The organism is Pseudomonas sp. P5_B3, from assembly GCF_056400405.1.
The window spans coordinates 1-22,222 of record NZ_JBFULI010000065.1 but is presented as its reverse complement, the minus strand read 5'-3'; the positions used below and the strand labels follow the sequence as shown (position 1 = coordinate 22,222).

The following is a 22,222-nucleotide window of genomic DNA, read 5'->3' as shown; positions in this document are numbered from 1 at the left end:
AGCCTCCGTGGCCGAAGCACTTATCCAAGGAATGATTCCATGAGCCTGCAGAATTTCGACCCCGTCATCGCCCGCCTGATCGGCCGTGAACGCAACCGCCAGGAAACTCATCTGGAGCTGATCGCTTCGGAAAACTACGTCAGCGAAGAAGTGCTGGAAGCCCAGGGTTCGGTGCTAACCAACAAGTACGCCGAAGGTTACCCGGGCAAGCGGTATTACGGCGGTTGCAAGGTGGTCGACGAAATTGAAACCCTCGCCATCGAACGCGCCTGCAAACTCTTTGGGTGCGACTATGCCAACGTCCAGCCGCACTCCGGTTCCCAAGCCAACCAGGCGGTGTTTCTCGCGGTGCTCAACCCCGGCGACACCATCCTGGGCATGTCCCTGGCCCATGGCGGGCACCTGACCCATGGCGCCTCGGTGAACTTCTCCGGCAAGCTCTACACCGCGTTCTCCTACGGCCTGGAGCCATACAGCGAAACCCTCGACTATGCCGAGATGGAAGTCCTGGCCCGGGAACACCGGCCGAAAATGATCATTGCCGGCGCCTCGGCGTACTCCAGAACCATCGACTTCCAGCGTTTTCGCAACATCTGCGATGAGATCGGGGCTTACCTGATGGTCGATATGGCGCACTACGCCGGGCTGATTGCGGCCGGCCTCTACCCCTCGCCGGTCGGCATTGCCGACTTCGTCACCTCCACCACCCACAAAACCTTGCGCGGCCCACGGGGCGGCTTGATCCTGGCCAAGCGCGAGTACGCCGCGCTGCTCGACAAGACGATTTTCCCGGTTTACCAGGGTGGGCCGCTGATGCACGTCATCGCGGCCAAAGCCGTGGCGTTCAACGAAGCCCTCGGGGATGAGTTCAAGCACTATCAGCATCGGGTGATCAACAATGCCAGGACCATGGCGAACGTCCTCACCCGGCGCGGCCTGCGGGTGGTGTCGGGCGGCACCGACTGCCACATGTTCCTGCTCGATCTGCGCTCGATGAACATCACCGGCAAAGACGCCGAGGCACTGCTGGAAAGCGCCCACATCACACTAAACAAAAACGCGATTCCCGAGGACCCGCAGAAACCGGCGATCACCAGCGGCATCCGCATTGGCACGCCAGCACTGACGACCCGTGGCTTTGGCGAGGCGGAGTGCGCTGAAGTGGCGAACCTGATCGCCGACCTGCTGGAACAACCGAATAACGCGGCGCTGCTGGATAACACCCGGCGTCGGGTGATGCACTTGTGTGAATGTTTTCCGGTGTATCTGCTGAGTTGATCGCTGGAGGAACATACCGGATAACGATCAAGCACCTGGCTGACGTACTCGCTGAGTGTGGCTTGCTGGCGACTGGCTTCGTAACGACGGTCATCCGCCTTGCGCTTGTACCTCTTGCTGCTGATCAGCTGACGAATCCGAGCAACCAGTACGCTCATGGAATGATGGAAATCCAGATAGGCCGTCCCTTGCTCGTTCAGGCAGTTCACACCTGCGGGACAGTTCCCGCAACCAAACCAATCTATACACTACTGCTTGGGTGATCCTTCGAAAAACGGTATTCAAAATGGTATTCAACAATAAAGTTACAACCGATAATATTGTTTAAAATCAATATTTTATCGTACAAATTCAGATTACCAAGGCCCACCACTTCATCATCTAAAGACGTCCACGGACGTCTTTTTTTTGTGCCTGAAATCCACCCGCCTCTCAGACAGCCAACTCAAGGTTGTCAAACCAAAAGACAAGGATTAAATCCTCATCGATGGTGAGCCGCTCCAGACCGCGTACTGGCGGCGGCCGAGGATGAGGTGCCGGCGTTGCTCATGGTTAATCAACCGTTTTCGCCAGGCCCCGACACCGATGCATCCAACGTGGCGACTACTTGCAGTAACCGAGGGTCGCTACGCTGCGCAGGATCAACCGCACCAGCATGGTCTGGCGGGTCACCCCGGTCTTGGAGAAAGTCGAGCGCAGGTGTGCCCGTGAGGTGTTGCGGCTGATGCCCAGTTCTTCGGAGGCTTCGTCCAGGGTCAGGCCGTTGGCCAGCAGCATGGCCAGCTGGGTTTCGGCCGGGGTAAAGTCGAACAGGGCGCGGACAATCTCTTGCGGTGCACAGGATTGCTGTTCCGGGTCGCTGATGAAGATCACCACCGCTGGGCACTGTTTGCCTTCGCTCCAGTCTGACAACGGTACCGAGCGCACGATGATGCCCAGGTCCGCGCGGCCCGAAGGCCTTTGCACGCGCAGGGCTTCGACCACCGAGGGGTTGCTGCTTTTTTGCGAGAGCAGCGACTGTTTCACCAGGCGGCGGAACTCCTGGGTGTCCCGCGCGGTGCCGATCTGCAGGCCATCGTTGACCAGCTTGATACCGTCTTTTTCCTGGATCAGGCGGTCGGCCACCTGGTTGGTCCGCAGCACTTTGCCGGCTTCGTCGAGAATGATCGTGCCAACCGCCATCTGATCTACCGCGCCGGCATAGAGGTTGCGCTCGGTTTCGATGCGGTTCAAGCGCATATGGATCTCGATCGAGCGTTCCAGGTGCGGAATGAACTGTGCCAACAGGGCCTTTTCATCATTGTTGAAGGCCCTGTCGTCTCGACCGCGGCTGATGCGGATGCGGCACTGAGCGCCGTCGGCAGTGTTGATGTCGGCGCCGAGGACATGGAACACGTCCTGTGGTTCGAGGAAATTCTTGCAGAACTCGGAGTTTTGCCAATCATCGTCGGAGACGAATTCGGCCAGGGTGACGACTTGGCGGTTGGGCAGGTCGACAAAAGGGTCGAGGGTGAAAAAGTGCTGGTTATAGGAGGCCGTGGTTTCGGCTGAGGAACCCGTGGTGTGGATCATCAGGCCAGTGTCGTGTTGACTCGGTGGGCGCAGGATGAAGGTGACGAACTTGCTTTGCAGATACACATTGAGCCGGTTGAGGAAGGTCGTCCAGGGGATGTTCTCCAGCGGTCCTTGATAGAGGTTGCCGACGAACTCGCTGAACGTCTCGAGGCTGAGGCTCTGCATGGACAATCCTTTTATATTTATTAGTGTTGGAGATGGTCGAGAATAGGTGCCGCCGTCGATTGAGCGCAACACCCGGATCTATAGTCTGAAAGGAGGTGGGCCTACCTGCCAGATCGTGTAACTTTGCGTCCTGCGAAGCGCGCCGGCCGGCCGGTGAGTTTACTTGTACGATCCACCCTATGGCCGATGTTAAACTGCGACTCGTTTCGTACCATTGGTCGACTCAAAAGATTGGTGTGATGACCCAGCAAGTCAGGAAAATAGAACGCTTGACGCTTAAAAGCGTCGTCACGCGAGCAAAGCTCGTGTCAATTGCCGAACGCCTGTTCGCCGAGCGCGGTATCGAAGGGGTGTCGTTAAGCGACATCAACAAAGCCGCCGGRCAGCGGAACAAGAACGCCACGAATTACCACTTCGGCAGCAAGGATGGCTTGCTGCAGGCCATCCTCGACAAGCATGAACCTGGTATTGCCGCTCGGCGCAACGGGTTGCTCGATGAACTTGAGCGGCGAGGTAATCCTTCGGTGAGAGACGTGGTCCGCGCGCTGATGTATCCGGTGGCCGACAAGATGTTCGATCCCAACGGTGGGAAGGACTTTATCCGTCTGGATGCCCAACTGGTGGTGGTGCATACGCTCTCCGTACAGAACCTGCGCGCTTCCACGCTCAATCTGGGTCAGGTGGATCGGTTGAGGCGGGCGCTGCTCGGGGTCCTCCAGGACCTGCCCGAGTCCGTGGCCCAGCAGCGTCTGCACTTGGCGGCAGTATTGCTCCTCCATGGACTCGCCGATCACTCTCGCATGCTTGATGCGAGCGATAAGAAGACCTTGGTGATGGACACCGAGTTGTTCATCAAGAACATCGAAGACTGCCTGGTGGCACTGCTGGCGAGCCCCATGTCGCCCGAAACTGCCTCCCTTCTTTCCCGCTTTGACGTACCCGAACAGGTTCCAACCCACGTTTACAGCTTGCCCTCATGAGGCAGCTGTAAACATTGCATAGGTAATGGCTGCTACCTGGAGAGGCTCCTTTCGAACTCGCGCGTAAAGCGATCGACTTCCGATTCGGGCAGATGATTGATACCTCCCGCCAGTTTCCTGCCACCGCCGCTGTCAAAGGTGCGGCAGAAGTCAGCCGCAGCCACCGGACTATGTCCGGGAGTGCGCACGCTTACCGTGAATCCACCTTGCCTTTTAGGCGACAGGATACCGAGCGCGCGATCTGGCTGTGCCTGCATGAGCTCGTTGGCCAGGGTTCCGATGGCCCGCCGTGCCCATGGCGCGTCAGGCAACATCAGCAGCATCGCGCCGGGTATCTGGCGTGTCGGCGTAAGCCGGCGAGCCAGATCCATGTCCTCCTCATAGCCTGCCGCCAGCCGTGCGTAGGCATCCGAGCCTGTGACGAACTCCAGCGGATCGGCGAACGGCTGCATCAGGGTCGACAGCTCGGCCGGATCGAAATGCAGATCGGCAATGGTCTCGCCATAAGCGTTGTAGTTGAGATAGAGGCCGAGCCGCTCCAGGGTCCTGACCGCTCCAGCATCTATGCCTTGCGCCTTGGCCATGGCGCAGCCCACCTCAGGCAGGCTGTCGCCGTATGCCGCGGCAATCGCCCATGCACGATGGCGACCGCCAAGATAGCGGTCGACCAGGATGCTGGTACAGACATCGGCAGCCTCGTCGATATAGGGCTCGAAGCGCCCATGCCGAGGCATCTCCCCCGCGTGATGATGATCGAAGTAACGCACCGAAGCGCCCGCCTCAAGCAGGCGAAGCAGATCGGTACGATTCTGATCGAGGGAGATGTCGAGTGCGGTGATGGCATCCCCCTCGCACGCTTCGATACGCCGCAGTAACTGAATGTCGCGTTTGACACCAGTCAGCAGCCTCGCGTTGGCGAACTCGCCAGGCGCGGCAAGCCGCAGTTGTTGCAACGCACACAACCCATCGGCATCCCCATTGAATGCAACGTAGAGATTCATAGGGCCTCACGAGCGACAAGATGGCTGACGATCAGTTCGGCTGCTTCCTCGGGAGAGCAAGCGGTGGTGTCGATGCGAATTTCCGGGTTTTCCGGCGGCTCGTAGGGGGAATCAATACCGGTGAAATTCGTCAGTTCGCCACGGCGAGCCTTCTTGTAGAGGCCTTTGGGATCCCTCTGTTCAGCCACGCTGATCGGCGTGTCGACAAACACCTCGAAGAACTCGCCCTGCTCCACCAGCTCGCGCGACATTCTGCGTTCAGAACGGAATGGAGAGATGAAGGACACCAGAACGATTTGCCCCGCATCGACCATCAGCTTGGCGACTTCGCCTACGCGCCTGATGTTCTCGACCCGGTCGGCTTCGGAGAAACCGAGATCCTTGTTGAGACCGTGGCGCACGTTGTCACCATCAAGCAGATAGGTATGTTTGCCCAATGCATGCAGTTTCTTCTCGACGAGGTTCGCGATCGTGGACTTGCCGGCACCCGACAGCCCTGTGAACCAGAGTACGCAAGGCTTCTGCCCCTTGAGGGTGGCGTGCGCCTGCTTGTTAACGTCAATCGCCTGCCAGTGGATGTTCTGCGAGCGACGCAAGGCAAAGTGCAGGAGTCCAGCGCCGACCGTATTGCTGGTCAGGCGGTCAATCATGATGAAACCGCCGGTATCGCGATTTTCCTTGTAGGGATCAAATGCGATTGGCTGGTCAAAGCTCAGGTTACAGACGCCGATTTCATTCAGGTCCAGTGTCTTGGCGGCGAGATGCTCGAGCGTATTGACGTTGACCTTGTATTTCGGTGTCGCGCTGGTGGCCGTCACGGTCTTGGTGCCGATCTTCAACAGATAGGGGCGACCCGGCAGCATCGGTTCATCGCTCATCCAGACGATCGTTGCCTCGAACTGGTCTGCCACCCTGGCCGGCGCATCGATCGTCGCAAGAATGTCGCCTCGACTGATATCGATTTCGTCCTCGAGCGTAATCGTGATCGACTGGCCAGAGACGGCTTCCTCCAGGTCACCCTCGCGCGTCACGATTCGCGCGACCCGGCTTTCCTTCCCCGACGGCAGGACACGGAGGCGATTGCCGCGCTTGACGCTGCCGCCGACAACGATCCCGGCATAGCCGCGAAAGTCGAGGTTCGGTCGGTTGACCCACTGCACCGGCATGCGAAACGGCCCGGACTGATCCGCAGCATCCTCGACCTGCACCGTCTCAAGGTACCCCATCAGTGTCGGCCCCTGGTACCAGGGGGTGTTCGCGCTCGGCTCGGTGATATTGTCGCCCTTCAGGGCTGACATCGGGATAGTGACGATATTCTGCAGGCCAATCTGGCTGGCGAAAGCGCGATAGTCCGCGTCTATCTTGTCGTAGACATCTTTCGAGTAACCCACCATATCCAGTTTGTTGATCGCCAGCACGACATGGCGAATGCCGATCAGCGACACCAGATAGCTGTGTCGCCGCGTCTGGGTCAGCACCCCTTTGCGCCCGTCGATCAGAATGATGGCGACATCCGCTGTCGAGGCTCCGGTGACCATGTTGCGAGTATATTGCTCGTGGCCCGGTGTATCGGCCACGATGAACTTGCGCTTGTCGGTCGAGAAGAAGCGATAGGCAACATCGATGGTGATGCCTTGTTCACGCTCGGCGGAAAGTCCGTCGACCAGTAGTGCGAAATCCAGGTCGCCACCTTGCGTCCCCACCTTCTTTGAATCCGCTTCCAGCTGGCTCAACTGGTCTTCGAAGAGCATCTTCGATTCGTAAAGCAGGCGCCCGATGAGCGTGCTTTTTCCATCGTCGACGCTGCCGCAGGTGATGAAACGCAGCAGGCTCTTGTTCTCGTGGGATTTCAAATATTGCTCGATGTCTTCGGCAATCAAATCGGATACGTGTGCCATTAGAAATACCCCTCCTGTTTCTTTTTCTCCATCGAGCCCGCGGAGTCGTGATCAATCAGGCGGCCCTGGCGCTCGGACGTCCTGGCCAGAAGCATTTCCTGAATGATGGCCGTCAAGGAGTCGGCCTCGCTCTCGATTGCGCCGGTCAGCGGGTAGCAACCCAGCGTGCGGAAACGCACTTTCCTGATCTCGGGAACCTCGCCGTCGTTCAGTGGCATGCGCTCGTCATCGACCATGATGAGCGTGCCGTCGCGCTCCACCACCGGTCGCTCTTTCGCCAGGTAGAGCGGCACGATCGGAATGTCGTTCAGATAGATGTATTGCCAGATGTCGAGCTCGGTCCAGTTGGACAGGGGAAACACCCGGATGCTTTCGCCCTTGTGCTTGCGGGCGTTATACATCCGCCACAGTTCGGGACGTTGCAGCTTGGGGTCCCAGCGGTGCTGCTCGGAGCGGATCGAGAATATCCGCTCCTTGGCCCGCGACTTCTCTTCGTCCCGTCGTGCGCCGCCGAAGGCCGCATCGAAGCCGTGCTTGTCCAGCGCTTGCTTCAATCCCTCGGTTTTCCAGATGTCGGTGTGTATGGCCGAACCATGGGAAAAGGGGCTGATGCCCTTTTCCAGCCCCTCGGGATTGATATGGACGAGCAGGTCGAAGTCGTGCTTTTTCGCCATGGCGTCGCGGAACTGAATCATCTCGCGGAACTTCCAGGTCGTGTCGACGTGGAGCAATGGGAACGGCAGTTTTCCTGGGTGGAACGCCTTCAGGGCCAGGTGCAGCATCACTGCGCTGTCCTTACCGACGGAGTAGAGCATTACCGGATTCTCACACTCAGCGACCACTTCTCGCATGATGTGAATGCTCTCGGCCTCAAGACGCTGCAAGTGCGTCAGCATGTGTTTCCTCCTTCCTCTGCACTGGATCGTGATGCCACCGAGAATCCGATGCCCGGCCCAGTCACTCGAGGTGCGATTGCGTGTGGACGTTTATCGCCCACCTCTTTTTTAAGCCTTGTTACTTAAACTGGCTTTAAAGGTAGATCTCGCAATTGCATGAATCATCGTCCGTTTAGACTATTCGCAGTTCGAATGCTTTTAATACTATCGCCTTATCTTGAACCGCCAGTTGGCTGGGGCGATAGCGGTAGCTCCTGATCGACTGGCCCATTGCGCCGCAGCAATCAGGTGTACCTATTGGAGGCAACGCCCCATGAACACTCAACAGGCCGACTGGCCGAACCTTCAGTTTGACTACGACAATTGCCATGTCCTGGTGACCGGTGGCACCAGCGGCATCGGGGCCGGCATCGCCGCAGCGTACCGAGCAGCAGGTGCGCAAGTGACGATCACCGGCACCCGGCCCTGCGCCGCCGATTACGACATTGACCTCGACGGCTACCGCTACTTGCAGCTCGACATCGAGAACGCAGACAACATCTCTGCCGTCGCGGCAGCGCTGCCGCGCCTGGACATCCTCGTCAACAACGCCGGCTTTGCGCTGCCAAGCTGTGGCCTGGACGAGTACGAACCGGACGTTTTCGAACGCGCGGTGCGCATGCACCTGGTCGGTGGCTATCGCATGGCGCATGGCTGCGCAGACAAACTCCTGAAAAGCACGCTGCCAGGCGGACCTTCGATCATCGGCATTGCATCAATGAGCTCGTTCTTCGGGATCGATGTGGTGCCCGGCTATGGCGCGGCAAAGACTGGCGTCGTCGGGCTGACCCGGGCACTGGCGGTCCATTGGGGCGGGCGCATTCGCGTCAACGCAGTCGCGGCGGGGCTTACCGCAAGCCGCATGACGGCGACGACTGTCGCCAATCCGCAGTGGTCCGCGCCCACGCTTGCGCGTACGCCGGCAGCACGGCTTGGGGTGCCGCAGGACATCGCCGGTCCAGTCCTTTTCCTGACGAGCGCGGCCGCCGGCTGGATCACGGGACAGACACTGCCTGTCGATGGCGGCTTCACGGTCGCCGGCTGAGTCCGGCACCGGCCCTTTCAGTACTGCCTGTCGCCAACACCTCTCCTCACACTTATGGAGCAGCGCATGAAACCTGACATCATCCGTATCACAGACCTGGGCGCCCCCGAGCTGACCGAGCGACAGCGTCGAGCGATCGCGGGCGTCCCCCCCGTGGAAATGCGCGAGGAGGCCGTCCTGGCAGCCGCATGCCAGCGCACGGGGCTTTCCGACTTCGGTTCGGAGGACTTCCGCGAACGGCTGCGAATCTGGCTGAAGAGTTTTGACGAGGATACGGAGCTCAGCCCCCTGGGGCGCGCGGGGATGTTCGGCGATGCCGTGCGCTACGCATCTTCGCGCCTGCGCTTCGAAGATCTGGTGAAGCGACACCCGGAAATCAACGACGTCGCGATTGATCGGCCGATCATCGTCGCCGGGCTTCCCCGCTCAGGCACGACTCACCTGGTCAACATCCTGGCAGCCGATCCGCGACTGCGTTCGATGCCGCTATGGGAAGCGATGGAGCCGATTCCTGCGCCGCAAGACCAAACATCAGACGGGGAAGATCCGCGTATCGTTCGCACCCGCCAGGCCTGGGGCGAATTCGAAGCCATATTGCCGTTCATGCCGGCGATGCACGAAATGTCCCCCACCCACGTGCATGAAGACATCGAACTGCAAGGCCTGGACTTCTCGTCCTATCTGCCGGAATGGCAGTCTCGCCCGTGTCGCTGGCGCGATTACTACTACAGCCACGATCAGACGCCGCACTACCGTTATGGTCGCCGAGTCCTGCAGGCGCTCACCTGGCTCCAGGGCCCGAACCGATGGGTGATGAAATCGCCGCCGCACATGGAGAACCTGCGGCCGCTGATGACGACCTATCCCGACGCCACGCTCGTCATCACCCATCGCGACCCCGTCGCCGTACTCCAGTCCGCCATCACCATGATCGCCTATGGCGATCGCATCCGCCGCCATACTGTCGACGTAAAGGCGTTGGCGCGCTATTGGACAGATCGAGTGGAACATCTGCTGCGCGCCTGCGTTCGGGACCGGGACAGTGTTCCCGCCGGCCAATCGCTCGATGTGCTCTTCGACGACTACATGGCCGACCAACAGACGGTGATCGAACGCATCTATGCCATGGCCGGCCTGCCATTGACCGCCGACGCCAAGGCGCGGATCCAGGCCTATCTGAACGCCAATCCACGGGGCAAGCATGGTCGCGTCGTCTATGACCTGAAAGGCGATTTCGGGGTTGATATTGCCGCTTTGCGCGAGCGATTCGGCTTTTACTATGAGCGCTTCTCGGTCAGGCCAGAGCGCATCGAAGGAGAGCGGTCATGACCGATCTAGCTACGGAACGTCTGTTGTCCGGCCGCGCGTGGGACGACTTCTGCGAAACCGTTCGCCAGGCCGGCCACAGGGTCGATGCTTTCGGCGCCGAGGCCGATACCCTCGACCGCGCCGAATGGTATCGATTCATGACCCGGCTCATGCGCAACGGTTTCGAACGTTACCTGGAGAACTGCGAGCCAGAACGGCCGCGCCTGCGCGATGCGCCCTGGCGACAGTCCATCAACTTCCAGTCTCCCGATCAGGATCATCTGCTTGCCGAGTTCGTCGACGGTAGTCATGACTATGTCATTCGTGGCCATCGTGGCGGGCTGCCGTACTTCGTCATCGCCTCATGGCGCGCGCCACAACCGCGCCATCCCGGCGCTCAGGACTGGGCAACGCGTGGTGTATCCGGTCTTGACGAATTCGATCCCGCTGCGCTGCAGACCACCGGCTTCATCTCCTCACGCCAGGTGAAGTTCGATGCGCAGGGCAACTTCGAGATCGTGGTCAGCCAGAACAAACCCGCAGACGGGCGCGACTGGCTGTCGATCTCACCGGACTGCGTCGGCCTCCTGGTGCGCACGCTCTACCATGATCGCGCGAATACCGCGCCGCCTCACTTCACCATCGAACGGATCGATAGCCCGCAACCGCGCCCCGTCACCGCCGCCGAAATAAGCGATGCGCTCGCCAAGGCGGGTCAGATGGTACTTGGCTATTGCGAGCTGGTGCGCAGCTGGTGGCAGGACAATCTCAGCCAGCGGCCAAACCGCATCCGCTTCGACCGCGCGGTGTACCTGTCCAATGGCGGCGTGCCGGACCGACACCACGGCTTCGGTACCTGGGAGTGTGCTGGCGACGAGGCGCTGGTTATCGATTTCCTGCCCTCAGCCTGTGATTACTGGATATTCCAGCTCTGTTCGATCTGGCAAGAGAACCTCGACAACTACGAGGACGGCGGCGGTTGCGTGCAGAAGTACAAGGCCAGCTATCGCCACGACGGCTCGGTGCGCGTCATCGTTGCGCAAGGTCAGCCCGGCATCGCCGGCAATTGGGTCCAGTCCTTCGGCCATGTCCATGGCGGCATGAGTTTGCGTCTGATTGGCACACAGGGCGAGCCGCCGCAGGTAACGCTGCGCCGTATTGCGCTCGCCGTGCTGCAAGAACGTGGTGAAGAGGCACTGGAAGACATCGTGCCGATCATCAGTGGCGAGGTAGCGCGATGAGTACGCCGTCGCGATCCATAGCTGCGGCGGTGGTCGGCACCGGCTTCGGTCTTTTTACCCATGTACGTGCGCTGCGCGAGGCCGGGTTCGAAGTGCGTGCGATCGTCGGCCGAGACCGTGCCCGCACCATCGCGCGCGCTGCACCTCTCGGCATCCCGCTGGCAACCGATAGTCTTGCCGAGGCGCTTGCCGATCCAGCGATACAGCTCGTTACGGTGGCAACGCCCCCGCACGCACACTATGCACCGGTGATGGCCGCGATCGCCGCCGGGCGGCATGTCGTGTGCGAAAAGCCCTTTGCCCGCGACGCCGCCGAAGCGGCGCAGATGCGCGAAGCCGCGACAAAGGCCGGTGTTCATCACCTGCTCGGTGCCGAATTCCGCTTCGACAGCGCGCAGGCGCTGCTGCGGCGCGTCGTTCAGTCAGGGCTGATCGGCACGCCGCGCCATTTCCTGCGCATCTACCATCAACCAGGCCTGCAGGACTCGACAAGCAAACTTAGCGACTGGTGGGAGGACGCTGATCAGGGCGGCGGCTTCCTTGGCGCATTCGGCTCGCACATGATCGATCAGGTCGAATACATGTTCGGGCCCATCGCTCGTGTCAGCGGCATGCTACAGACGCTGGCGCCCGGGCGTCCCACCATGACGGCCGACGATTGCTACACCGTGCAGTTCGAAACGGACAGCGGTGTTGTCGGGTCAATCATCGCCGCGCTGGCCGCGCCGGGGCCGCTGGTGATGGCCACCAAAGTGGTGGGCAGCGCAGGCGGCGCGTGGATTCAGAGCGGCGCGACGTTTGGTGACCCCGAAGAAGTCTGGGTGAGCGACGCCGATGGCGTGCGGCGCATCGAGATGCCCGCAGATCTGGTCAACGCAATGCCGACAGCTTTTCCCGTCGCCGAGCTGATCCAGACCGAGCAGGACCGCTGGCACACCATGGGCTTCGATGTTGCGCCCTATGCGCGCCTGTTCGCCGAAATGCGCACGCGGATCGAGAATCGCGTACCCGCAATCCCCGAGCGTGCCGCCACATTCAACGACGCTGCGCGAGGCCAACAGGTGCTCGACGCCATTCGACTGTCGGCGCGCAAGCGCGCCTGGATCACAATCTGAAATGAAGGAATCCACTATGACGAAATTGATGCTTCATGCAACGGTTCACGGACCTGACGATATTCGTGTCGAGCAGGTACAGCGCCCCAGTGCCGGGCCGGACGATATTGTGGTCAAGGTCGTGGTCTGCGGTATCTGCGGCTCTGACCTCGGTTATGCGCGCGCCGGCGGCCTGCCGATGGGGGGCGATGGTCCCTTATCGCTCGGGCATGAGTTCTCGGGCGTGATCGAGGAGGTGGGCGCGCGAGTGACGGCGCTGCATAAGGGCCAGCGCGTGGTGGTCAACCCGACGACGCCTGCGAACATGATCGGTTCCGGAGGCCCAGGGGCCTTCGCCTCGCATATTCTCGTGCGCAATGTCATGGCCGAGTCGTCGGTCTACCCCATTCCCGATACGCTGGACTTCGAAACCGCTGCACTGGTCGAACCGCTCGCCGTCGCGCTGCACGGCGTCAACCGGTCGCGTGCCGGCGCTGGCAGCAAAGTAGTCGTTTTCGGCGCGGGTCCCATCGGGCTCGGCGTTGTGGCAATGCTCCGTCTACGCGGCGTCGCGGACATCATCGCCGTCGATCGAGTGGACTCACGTCTGGAGCGTGCGCGCGCGCTCGGTGCAAACGCCACCTTCAATCCCGACAACTGCGATCTCTGGGCTGAAATCGGCCAGCGCCATGGCGCAAGCACGCTCTACGGGATGCCCGTGGTGGATACCGACGAATTCATCGAGGTGTCGGGCGCCGCTCCGGTTATTCCCCAAATCATCGCGCGCGCACGTTTCGGGGCGCATCTGACGGTGGTGGCGGTGCATCACGCACCGGTCGCCATGGATCTGGCGATGGCGCTGGGCAAGGAGATGGAAGTGACCACCGCCATGGCCTATCCCACCGAGTTTGGCGAAGTGCTGGAGATCCTCGCCGCAGGCCGGATCGACACCACCCCGCTGATCAGTCATCGCTACRCCTTCGAAGACTTCGAGCAAGCCTTCGCTACCGCCGCGCGTGCAGATGAATCGGCCAAGGTGTTGGTGACGTTCGGATGAGTCTCAAGCCAGAACATAGTGATGGTACGGCTGCATCATCGTTCTTATGGAGACGACCACCATGACTTCAGCGCATTTCGATGATGTCCGCTTTGGATCGAAGCGGACACCCAACAACATCCACCATCGCTCGAAATCCCGAAGCGCTTGACCGGCCTGCTGGCAAGCGCAAACAGGACCCACGTTAACGATCAGTACTTGATGTCCCGGGCTGTGCGACGGGTATCTTGCTTGGTGCTGCGCTTGTCCTGGCGACAGTCTGCATTGCTCTTGTCATTGCCCTTTCTACAATCATCCTTGGTTTGCCGGGCAGTGGAGCGCCCTTCCTGCCTGGTATCGCGAGCTTCACGCCGTTGTTGACCCTGCTCGGTCGCGTAGGCGGGTAGCGTCACCCACTGCACGCCAGTGGCGATGAGCAGCGTCGCCAGGGCTTTCAAGTAGTGCTTGCGAATCATGATTTTTCTCCAAAGCCATATCGCTCAGTCGCTTCGTTCGCTCCCCCCAGGAATTCCGCGAAAACGTGAGTTACATCGTACGCTCACAACTCACAAAAGCACTTTGTGGCAGGTGAAATCTGACGATAGGGTTACATAGGCAGTCGCGCTAGGCTGTTATGTGCATGGTTGCAATATGGACATCGGTAACAACCAAGCTTTGCAGCTGGCCTGCCCGAGAAGCGGCCAGCTGTTTGATGCGGGTTTGCAGCCGACATTGATCACGGATCTGACGGAGGGGTCATCGCTGGACCGGACAGGCGGATTGGGGCTCAGGCTTTGGGAGCATCATTTCAAGCACACGGTGAGATCGAGTGACCTGTGACTTCACCGCGTCCTAGGACATTTCCCGCAAAACGCATCGCCTTTCATGAACTGGCGGGGGCTGCTTCTCGACGATAGCCTTCAGGGGTCGCTGTAAACCGGCGATCGGCTTTGACAGGCTGAAAAGTGTACTCTTCACACCTCCCAGATCAGGCAGCATGCATTCGCGCATGTAGTCACGATTATGGCGGCTGTGCGCGGGGCACCTTCGGGTGCACCGGGTTCTTACACTTCCGGTCTGTCAACCCGCGTATAGCTGCCACCCAATCCTGTTTGACAGCAGGGGATGGCAGCTTCTCTAAACAGTGTGAGGAATGCCATCTTGAAAAAGAACAGCCCCAATCCCCCGGAATCACCAGCCGATTCATCTGAAGATCCAATCGACTTGTCCAACCTCTCCAAAACCACCGAACCCGCTATCAGCGCCCGCCTCCGCAACCCCAGTCACCTCGACCCCATCAGCCACGTATTCACCCTGCGCCCCAACATCGACACACCCTCCCTGCTCACCCAAGCCAGCGAAACCCTGGCCTCGCTCAACGTCATGAGCACTGACCTTGCCTGCGAGCTTGAGAGTTCGCGTCGCAACATCGCCCTGGCTATCCAGCAGTTGGCCGTGCTGGCGCAATTGCTGGTGAACCGGGCACTGGACAACATCGCGCCACTCGACGAAGTGGAGGCATGAAATGGATCGATACATGCCGATGACCGGCATCGATTGCACCATTGCGTCGCTGCTGATCCACACCGAGGCACCGCTGGATGTGCTGCACGAAACAGCCGTCTATCGCATTCGAACCGCGACGCAATTGCTGGAGAGCTTCGCGGCTGACGAGGGTGTTTACAGCGAACTGGCGCGGGTGCTGGTCACATCCCTGCGCGATGGTTGCGATTTGCTGGATGTGGTTGGACGACGGCTGCAAATGCAGGTTTGATCCCGAAAAAACAAAATGGGCGACTTCCCTGCAGTCGCCCATTTTCATTGATATTGAAACTACCCAAACGTCAGAGCGAAAGGTGCTGCCGCGTGCTGTATTGCCTTCACCACATGAGGCGCCTGCTCCTGAAGCTCAGGGTAGCGCTTGAGCACCAACTCAACTGCCGCAAGCAATCGCTGAATACGCAACTCAGGATGTTCCACCTCACACGTCTGTGCAAATTCCAACAACCCCTGACGGGAAGCAAACAACGACTTGTTACCCACAAGGTCTAGCGCCAAAACATCTTCAGGGATGTAGGCCGTCGTATTAACGATGTCGTATGCCGGAGCGAGGCGGGCATCTCGTTGGGTCGGCTCCGAATAGAGCAAGCCAAAGTTCTTTAAATGAGCATCGCCGTTCCCAACGATGCAGCTCAGCGCTACGTAATCGAAAAGTTGATCAAGCGAGGTTCGTTGATTGTTTGCCGGGCAAAACAGCCGAATCGCTTTGGCTATGGCTGCATAGCTTTTGCTGTATTTCTGATCGGCCGAGAGCCCCATCAGTGCTGCCATGTCCTCGAAACCAATCGGGTTAAGCTGGTCGTCCCGATCAAAGCGACGCATGACAAACAGCTTTGCATTGTCGGACAGGTAAAACTGCGGGACCGGAATGCCCGCCTCCTTGGCAATGGACATGCAAAGGAACTCATTGATGGCCAGTCCTGGAAACTCATCCCGGCCACTCTTGATAATCAAGTCAGAGGTTTTCGAGGTGGCTCGTCGCAATTCGAAATCTTGTTGCTCCGGCACCAATACCTTCGGCTGAACCCCCGATATACCTGCCCGCAAAATATAGCGGTCAAGAAGGTCGGCGAAGATATCTTCCGCGCCATCCCACGTGAGAATTTCTTCGAGTTTTTCCCCTGGGAACTGCTGCTCACCCAACAGGGCATCAACCGTTTCGGAATGCACCTGAATCCTGCCAATAGGCGAACTGCTGCCCGAAAGAGCAAGCAACAACATTGGATCGACGTTCACGGTTTTCGCCAGGCGATTACGCAACTGCTCCAACATGTAGCCTTCGGGAAGATTCATCTGAAATACAGGGTGCAGATCCCGCCGACGAAACTCGTCAGCCCGCACGGGCATCGACAGACTGATTGCCGTGTTGGGCAAAGCATCTTCTTGATAGCGGAAAATATAATCATCGCCGCTGGTGAGGATTCGGCCGCTATGGCCCTCTGGAGTATTGACTTTGAGGGAGGTCATTTTCATTCGAACAACTCCCCAAGCTCTTCGAGGGTCGGCATGGTCGCCGGAGTAACGGTGAGCTCGCTGTCCAAAGCGCTCAAGATTCTTGCATAAGCGTTCATGGCAACAGTATCGGTACCTTTCTCGACAGCAATGACTTTCTGCCGCGTCAAACCGGCGAGCTCAGCAAGTCGAGCTTGTGTCAGACCACGCCTGATACGCGTTTCACGTATTTGGCTACCGAGTCGAGATACCAGAAGGGCGTATTCCATGTTCAGTTACCGTGACATTTATATTTAAATGTATCGTATGCAGAACATTATTGCGAATTTGCCTTACTCACCCGCCTCACCCCAACCCCCACCAATATCCCCAACACAATCGACACCAACGGCACCGCCCCCACCCAGGTCAGCGTCGGAAACACCAACAAAATCTGCGAGTCATTCCCACCGAGCATCATCGACGCGCCGGTCCCCATCAACACGCCCGCGAGCAAATGCCTGGCCGCTGTCATCGCGGCAAACCGCTGATAGTTGAACGTGCGGCGGTGCAACGTGTAACAGAGCATGCCCAGCATCAGCATGGCGAACACCGTCACACGCGGGGTAGTCAATGATGTGTCGCCCGAGCCCCGGAACGGTTGCGATAGATCGTAGAAAAACACGCTGGGCGTCCACAGCGGTTCGAAGGTGTAGAGGGCACTGGTCAAAGCCCCCAGCAGCAGGCTCGACAGCACCAGGTGTCTGTCGCCGTGAATCCGCACCAGGAACAGCAAAATCAGCAGCACGATGCCAATGACCAGCCAGTAATGACGGCTGGTGATCATCGGCATTTGCAGCGCCCGGTGTTCGGTCAGCATGTTCAAGTGATGCCACAGCACGATGCCCAGCACCCAGCCGAGGATGGTGAAGACCTTGTTGAGGTTGCCGCTGGCGAGCTTGGTGAGGGTGCCGACGCTGCATCCGTCGTTGAGCACCGAGGCGAGGCCGAACAACAGCCCGCCACCGACCAGCGACAGGTAGCCGACTTCGGGAATGAACAACGGCTGACTGACGCCAAACAAGGCGTAGAACGGCGCGAGCATCAGGCCGAACAAACCGCAACTGACCAGCGACACGAACAGGGTCGGCCGGCGCTTTAGCAGCAGCCCCATGGCATTGACCAGGCACATGCCCATGCGCTGGGACACCCAGCCAATGAGGAACGCCAGCAGCAGTGAAACCGGCAATGAAAACACGGGGCTCCTTGTTTCCGGGTGATGGCAGCGAGTCGATGCCTGACAGACAGATTAGTCGCTGGGCAAACACTTCGGATGAACCCGTAAAGCCCTTCTACACTCATTTCGCAATCGCCCTACAACCCCTGTCGAATAGGCCCCCATGACCACCCTCACCGACCGTTTGAAGCAAGGCAAGGATGCGCGCAAGAAGTGTTCCCGCAGTTCGCAAGCAGCCTTGGGCAATGTCGACCGCGACCCAATACCGCTGATCAAGGCGTCGAGTGAAGGACGCGTCAAATCCCTGGTGGAGTTGCGCTACGGACGCATGCTGGTGTCACCTTTCACCTTCTATCGCGGCAATGCGCTGCTGCAGGCCCACGATTTGGCGGGCACCTCGAACATGGGGCTGGTGTCGCCGATTTGCGGCGATTGCCACCTGATGAATTTCGGCGGTTTCGCAACGCCTGAGCGCAACCTGCTGTTCAGCGTCAACGACTTCGACGAAGCCCATCCCGGGCCGTGGGAGTGGGACTTGAAACGCCTGGTCGCGAGCTTCCTGGTGGCCGCACGCGACTTGCGCCATGGGGAATCCGTTGAGGAAACGATCTGCCACGAGGTGGTGCACGCCTATCAGCAGACCATGCAGGAGTGCGCCGAACAGAGCTCGCTGGAAACCTGGTACGAATCCATCAGCTATGACGACCTGCTGGCGCAGGCCAACAAGAGCACCCTGGACCATGTGGAACGCGCCATCGCCAAAGCCGAACGGCGCACCCATGCCGAACTGCTGCCAAAAAGCAGCGAACGAGACGCCCATGGTCGTCTGATCATTCGCGATGACCTGCCGGAAATTTTCCACCTGCACAAAAACACCACGCTGCTGGACGCCGATGACGACTGGTTACGCCTCTCGGACTGGCGTCCGCTCTACGACACCTTCATGCGCGACTATCGCGGCACCCTGCAAGCGGACCGCCGTGATCTGCTATCGCGTTTTCACGTTCAGGACATGGCGTTCAAAGTGGTGGGCGTGGGCAGTGTCGGCACCCGTTGCCTGGTGGCGCTGCTGACCGACGATCAGCAGTTCCCGCTGTTCCTGCAATTCAAGGAAGCACGACGCTCGGTACTCGCCGGCTACGTGCAGACCAGGTCGCGGGTGCGGCATGAGGGGCAGCGGGTGGTCGACGGCCAGCGGTTGATGCAATCGGCCAGCGACCTGTTCCTCGGCTGGACCACCGGTCCCAGCGGGCGACATTTCTATGTGCGGCAATTGCGCGATATGAAAATCTCCGCCGAACTCGAGACCTTCGATGGCGACGCATTCGCCGCCTATGGCCGGCTCTGCGGCCGGGCCCTGGCTCGCGCCCATGCCAAGTCTTCCGGGCACGCGGCGATGATCAGCGGCTACATCGGCAAGAGCGACGCACTGGCCGACGCGCTCTATAAATATGCCCAGGGCTATACCGAGCACAACGAGCGTGATTTCGAGCGATTCCAGCAAGCCTGCCGCAAGGGCCGCTTGCGGGCACGGTCGGAGGCCGACTTTGCCGCGGATCATTTGCCGTAGCGGTGTCGCAAGCTCCGGTACGGGGCTTTGAGCGAGATGAATTTTTCTTCACCCCACCACCCCGCGCCAGCCTGTACATTTCGCTCGCTCATTCAAGAAACTACGGTTTGCCCGCTCTCCCGCGGGCTTTTTTTTGCCTGCGGGTTTGCGCCCATCACTGTGCCACCTGCGCGACGCTCCCTTGCGATGGCTCGGGTAGCAAACAGCCTTTGGCCATCCACTGGCAGTCTCTGGTCCAGCGATAGCCGGATTCCAGGTCGCCGCGGTCGTTGTAATACCCTAGCCTGAGTTGTGTGGCACTCAGGTCGAGTTTGGCAAAACCAGCCCGGGAGTCAGTAAAAGTGCTATCCGGTGTTGGCGTTTGCAAGGCAGACAGCCTCTTGCCACCGGCCCCGGAAATCACCCAAGCGGGTTCGCCTGCACGCAACAGCAATTGCTGGTTGTGATCATGACCCGACAAAAGCAGATCGACGTGGTTGCGTTGCAACACTGGCAAGAGCCACGTGAGCAGATTCGACTCCTCGTCATGCTTGCCTTGATTGCGCACCGGGTGATGGGACGCGGCTATTCGCCATACCGGTGCCGGTCCGGGTGCCTGGTACGCCTGATCGATCAAGTCGATTTGCTGCTGCAAACTCTCACGTGGCGCCGAGGTGTCGAGGAACACCATCCGCACCAATGGCCGCCCGTCAACGTCACCGAAATCCTTGACGTAGAAATTCGCCGGCATCTGCCAACGGCCCGATCCCTTGTGCTGTTGGCCGTACTCGATCTCGTATTTTTGCGACACCGGGTAATCGTGGTTGCCCAGCACCGCGTAGAACGGCACATGGCTGAGCCAATGGCCCCAATAGACACGCTCGAATCGAGTTTCCCAGCGCAGATCGCGGGTGCTGGTCAATGGCTTGCCATAGAAGTTGTCACCGAGGAAAACCACCATGTCCAGGCGCCCCTCTTTGGACGCAACCCGCTCCATGGCTTGCCCCACCCGCCACTGTTGCAGGTCACCGCTACCCTGATCGCCCACCGCGATCATCGACACTGATGCAGGGTCCAGACCACTCAACGGAACGTACGGCGATGGTGGCGTAAACAGCCAGTAACCACCGGCCGCCAGTAGAAGAGCGAAGGCAATGCCAGGGCCAAGCGCGATCCTTCGGAGCACCAAACGTTTTGCAAAAATCGAGGTGTAATTTTTGCGTTTCAATCAGGAACTCACTGGGCTTGGAAAGCCAGACAGGGTGGCGAAATCAAAGTCGATTTTCACCCTCAATAGATCACAGCAGTTGTTCACGATTTGTTAAGAAATCGTTCCCTATACTTTTTTTCCAGCCTGTATTTTCGGCCTTCCTTTTTTCCGGTAGCCAAAAGTCATGTCGCGTCCTGTCCCACTGCTGTTTGCACTGTGTTGCCTGTTGTTTTTCTTCGCCCTTGGCAACCACCAATTGCAAGGCTCCACCGAAGCGCGGGTTGCCGGAATTGCCATGCAAATGCACCTGGATAATGACTGGGTGACACCTCGCCTGTTCAGCGAACCGTTTCTGGAAAAACCACCCTTGAGCGTGTGGCTCAATGCCGGGGCAATTCGCGCATTTGGCGGTACGCCGTGGGCCGTTCGCCTGACGTCTGCATTCGCCGGGCTGTTCAGTGTGTTGCTGTTGTACGCCATGCTGCGCCGGTTCGGCCGGCCCGTCACTGTCGCGTGGACGGCCGCGATTCTGCTGGCGACCATGGCCAGCTACTGGAGCAACGTGCGCGGTGTCGGTGAAGATGCGTTGCTCGCCCTCGGGGTGAGCACCGCGTTGCTGGCGTTCCTTGCAGGGCAACGACAAGCAAGCGTTAGCAATGGATTGCTATTTGCTGTAGGGATCGCCATCGCGACCTTGAGCAAAGGCGTGCTGGGCCTGGCCATGCCGGGGGTGGTGATCTTCGCGTATCTGCTGGCCACCAGCCTGATGGACAAGCGCCTGAACGTCGTGGGCTGGCTGCGGCCAGGTCTGCTGACGCTGCTGGGGCTGGTACCGCTGATGATCTGGCTCGCGATGCTGTACCAGCGCGGCGGTGCCCAAGCCGTGACCGAGGTGTTATTGACCAATAGCGTCGGTCGCTTCAGCGGTTCCTTCGTCGAAGCGGGGCATCACGAGCCGTACTATTACTACCTGGTCAAACTACCTCAGGCATTCTTGCCCTGGAACATTCTGGTGTACCTGGGCCTGTGGCATTTTCGTAAAAGCCTGGCGGCTAACCGTTACTTGCTGTTCTTTACCCTGTGGTTGCTGGCGCAATTTGTGATGCTGACGCTGGCGTCGAGCAAACGTACGGTGTACCTGATGTCGCTGACACCCGCTGCAGCGGTGGTCGCGGCCGAGTACGCGAGCGTCCTTTTCGAGCGCTTGAAGTCCCGTGAAGGTTCCTCGAGCTGGATCGGCCACATGGCCGGGTATCGTAACGGTCTGGCAGTTGGCACCCTGGCCGTGGTCATTTGCGGCTACTTCACCGCTGCACAATGGGCGATGCCCCGTGCCGACCGTACGCTGTCCTTCCTGCCGCTGACCGAACAGATCCAGTCGATGCAGGCCAACGGGCAGCAAGTTGCTCTGTACCAGGCCAGTGAAAGATTGGGCGGCGCCAGCGTGTTCTATACCCGCAGCGTGCTCAAAGGGCTGGATACCGAGTCGCAGCTTCATGAGTTTCTGGGTGCATCACCCGATCATGTCGCTGTGATCTCCGGCGGCACTGAGCCTGTTGCACCGTTGAAGGTACTCAAGACAATGAGGGTGGGGCGTCAGGCCTACTACTTCGTTGCCCAGTGAGGTACCCGCCACTTGTAGGAGCAGCCGGTCGACGTTCGATTGCTCGCGATAGCGG

Annotated in this window: 20 protein-coding genes and 1 pseudogene; 12 read left to right on the top strand and 9 right to left on the bottom strand. The window is 59.5% G+C overall.

Features of this window, described 5'->3' with window-relative positions:
- Positions 1 to 39: 39 nt before the first annotated feature.
- Positions 40 to 1,278, top strand: a complete 1,239-nt coding sequence (gene glyA, locus AC1DRN_RS26520; protein WP_223458503.1) for a serine hydroxymethyltransferase — start codon at positions 40 to 42, stop codon at positions 1,276 to 1,278.
- Positions 1,279 to 1,881: 603 nt separating this feature from the next.
- Here the strand turns inward: glyA and AC1DRN_RS26515 are convergent.
- Positions 1,882 to 3,018, bottom strand: a complete 1,137-nt coding sequence (locus tag AC1DRN_RS26515) for a helix-turn-helix transcriptional regulator (protein WP_223458501.1) — start codon at positions 3,016 to 3,018, stop codon at positions 1,882 to 1,884.
- A gap of 239 nt (positions 3,019 to 3,257) precedes the next feature.
- Between AC1DRN_RS26515 and AC1DRN_RS26510 the strand changes: the two genes are divergently transcribed.
- Positions 3,258 to 3,998 carry a TetR/AcrR family transcriptional regulator gene (locus tag AC1DRN_RS26510; RefSeq protein WP_223458499.1) on the top strand — a complete coding sequence of 247 codons (741 nt, stop codon included), beginning with the start codon at positions 3,258 to 3,260 and terminating at the stop codon, positions 3,996 to 3,998.
- Positions 3,999 to 4,030: 32 nt separating this feature from the next.
- Here AC1DRN_RS26510 and AC1DRN_RS26505 read toward each other — a convergent pair whose 3' ends face one another.
- The 3 genes from AC1DRN_RS26505 to cysD are packed head-to-tail and all read right to left on the bottom strand — an operon-like array spanning position 4,031 to position 7,820.
- Positions 4,031 to 4,999: an acetyltransferase gene (locus AC1DRN_RS26505; RefSeq protein ID WP_223458497.1), complete on the bottom strand. Its 969-nt coding sequence runs from the start codon at positions 4,997 to 4,999 to the stop codon at positions 4,031 to 4,033.
- Positions 4,996 to 6,897, bottom strand: a complete 1,902-nt coding sequence (gene cysN / locus AC1DRN_RS26500; protein WP_223458495.1) for a sulfate adenylyltransferase subunit CysN — start codon at positions 6,895 to 6,897, stop codon at positions 4,996 to 4,998. The genes AC1DRN_RS26505 and cysN overlap by 4 nt, the downstream gene beginning before the upstream one ends.
- A complete protein-coding gene (gene cysD / locus AC1DRN_RS26495) occupies positions 6,897 to 7,820 on the bottom strand; it encodes a sulfate adenylyltransferase subunit CysD (RefSeq protein ID WP_317851111.1) in 924 nt (307 codons plus the stop codon). Before cysD ends, cysN begins: the two co-directional genes overlap by 1 nt.
- A 286-nt stretch (positions 7,821 to 8,106) precedes the next feature.
- Between cysD and AC1DRN_RS26490 the strand changes: the two genes are divergently transcribed.
- The 5 genes from AC1DRN_RS26490 (at position 8,107) to AC1DRN_RS26470 (ending at position 13,577) form a co-directional block, all read left to right on the top strand.
- The gene (locus AC1DRN_RS26490; protein ID WP_223458493.1) at positions 8,107 to 8,877 is read left to right on the top strand and encodes an SDR family NAD(P)-dependent oxidoreductase; all 771 of its coding nucleotides are present in this window, start codon (positions 8,107 to 8,109) and stop codon (positions 8,875 to 8,877) included.
- Between the two features lie 66 nt (positions 8,878 to 8,943).
- Positions 8,944 to 10,206, top strand: coding sequence for a sulfotransferase family protein (locus AC1DRN_RS26485; RefSeq protein ID WP_223458491.1), 1,263 nt, complete (start codon positions 8,944 to 8,946; stop codon positions 10,204 to 10,206).
- The gene (locus AC1DRN_RS26480) at positions 10,203 to 11,426 is read left to right on the top strand and encodes a hypothetical protein (protein WP_223458489.1); all 1,224 of its coding nucleotides are present in this window, start codon (positions 10,203 to 10,205) and stop codon (positions 11,424 to 11,426) included. The genes AC1DRN_RS26485 and AC1DRN_RS26480 overlap by 4 nt, the downstream gene beginning before the upstream one ends.
- Complete coding sequence (locus AC1DRN_RS26475) at positions 11,423 to 12,541, top strand: Gfo/Idh/MocA family oxidoreductase (protein WP_223458487.1); 1,119 nt, start codon at positions 11,423 to 11,425, stop codon at positions 12,539 to 12,541. The genes AC1DRN_RS26480 and AC1DRN_RS26475 overlap by 4 nt, the downstream gene beginning before the upstream one ends.
- A 16-nt stretch (positions 12,542 to 12,557) precedes the next feature.
- The gene (locus AC1DRN_RS26470; RefSeq protein WP_477786844.1) at positions 12,558 to 13,577 is read left to right on the top strand and encodes a zinc-dependent alcohol dehydrogenase; all 1,020 of its coding nucleotides are present in this window, start codon (positions 12,558 to 12,560) and stop codon (positions 13,575 to 13,577) included.
- A gap of 191 nt (positions 13,578 to 13,768) precedes the next feature.
- Here AC1DRN_RS26470 and AC1DRN_RS26465 read toward each other — a convergent pair whose 3' ends face one another.
- Positions 13,769 to 14,032, bottom strand: coding sequence for a hypothetical protein (locus tag AC1DRN_RS26465; RefSeq protein ID WP_223458483.1), 264 nt, complete (start codon positions 14,030 to 14,032; stop codon positions 13,769 to 13,771).
- A 229-nt stretch (positions 14,033 to 14,261) separates the two neighbouring features.
- Between AC1DRN_RS26465 and AC1DRN_RS26460 the strand changes: the two are divergent.
- The 3 genes and pseudogenes from AC1DRN_RS26460 to AC1DRN_RS26450 all read left to right on the top strand — a co-directional run.
- Positions 14,262 to 14,396, top strand: a pseudogene (locus tag AC1DRN_RS26460) (hydrolase); the annotation flags it as partial.
- A gap of 321 nt (positions 14,397 to 14,717) precedes the next feature.
- On the top strand, positions 14,718 to 15,080 hold the full coding sequence (locus tag AC1DRN_RS26455; RefSeq protein ID WP_223458481.1) for a DUF6124 family protein: 363 nt from the start codon (positions 14,718 to 14,720) through the stop codon (positions 15,078 to 15,080).
- A 1-nt stretch (position 15,081) separates the two neighbouring features.
- A complete protein-coding gene (locus AC1DRN_RS26450; RefSeq protein WP_223458479.1) occupies positions 15,082 to 15,330 on the top strand; it encodes a hypothetical protein in 249 nt (82 codons plus the stop codon).
- Positions 15,331 to 15,389: 59 nt separating this feature from the next.
- Here AC1DRN_RS26450 and AC1DRN_RS26445 read toward each other — a convergent pair whose 3' ends face one another.
- Genes AC1DRN_RS26445 through AC1DRN_RS26435 form a run of 3 tightly spaced genes read right to left on the bottom strand, consistent with a single transcriptional unit; the run spans position 15,390 to position 17,805 of the window.
- Positions 15,390 to 16,589 (bottom strand): type II toxin-antitoxin system HipA family toxin, encoded by a 1,200-nt coding sequence (locus AC1DRN_RS26445; protein ID WP_223458477.1) that lies wholly within the window; start codon positions 16,587 to 16,589, stop codon positions 15,390 to 15,392.
- Positions 16,586 to 16,837 (bottom strand): helix-turn-helix domain-containing protein, encoded by a 252-nt coding sequence (locus AC1DRN_RS26440; protein WP_223458475.1) that lies wholly within the window; start codon positions 16,835 to 16,837, stop codon positions 16,586 to 16,588. The genes AC1DRN_RS26445 and AC1DRN_RS26440 overlap by 4 nt, the downstream gene beginning before the upstream one ends.
- A 47-nt stretch (positions 16,838 to 16,884) precedes the next feature.
- On the bottom strand, positions 16,885 to 17,805 hold the full coding sequence (locus AC1DRN_RS26435) for a YeeE/YedE thiosulfate transporter family protein (RefSeq protein WP_457265822.1): 921 nt from the start codon (positions 17,803 to 17,805) through the stop codon (positions 16,885 to 16,887).
- A gap of 142 nt (positions 17,806 to 17,947) precedes the next feature.
- Here AC1DRN_RS26435 and AC1DRN_RS26430 point away from each other — a divergent pair, with 142 nt between their 5' ends.
- Positions 17,948 to 19,354, top strand: a complete 1,407-nt coding sequence (locus AC1DRN_RS26430) for a DUF2252 domain-containing protein (protein ID WP_223463568.1) — start codon at positions 17,948 to 17,950, stop codon at positions 19,352 to 19,354.
- Between the two features lie 154 nt (positions 19,355 to 19,508).
- On the opposite strand, the gene AC1DRN_RS26425 is transcribed toward AC1DRN_RS26430, so the two are convergent.
- A complete protein-coding gene (locus AC1DRN_RS26425) occupies positions 19,509 to 20,561 on the bottom strand; it encodes a metallophosphoesterase (RefSeq protein WP_223463569.1) in 1,053 nt (350 codons plus the stop codon).
- A 166-nt stretch (positions 20,562 to 20,727) separates the two neighbouring features.
- Here AC1DRN_RS26425 and AC1DRN_RS26420 point away from each other — a divergent pair, with 166 nt between their 5' ends.
- Positions 20,728 to 22,167: an ArnT family glycosyltransferase gene (locus AC1DRN_RS26420; protein ID WP_223463570.1), complete on the top strand. Its 1,440-nt coding sequence runs from the start codon at positions 20,728 to 20,730 to the stop codon at positions 22,165 to 22,167.
- The last annotated feature ends 55 nt before the right edge of the window (positions 22,168 to 22,222 follow it).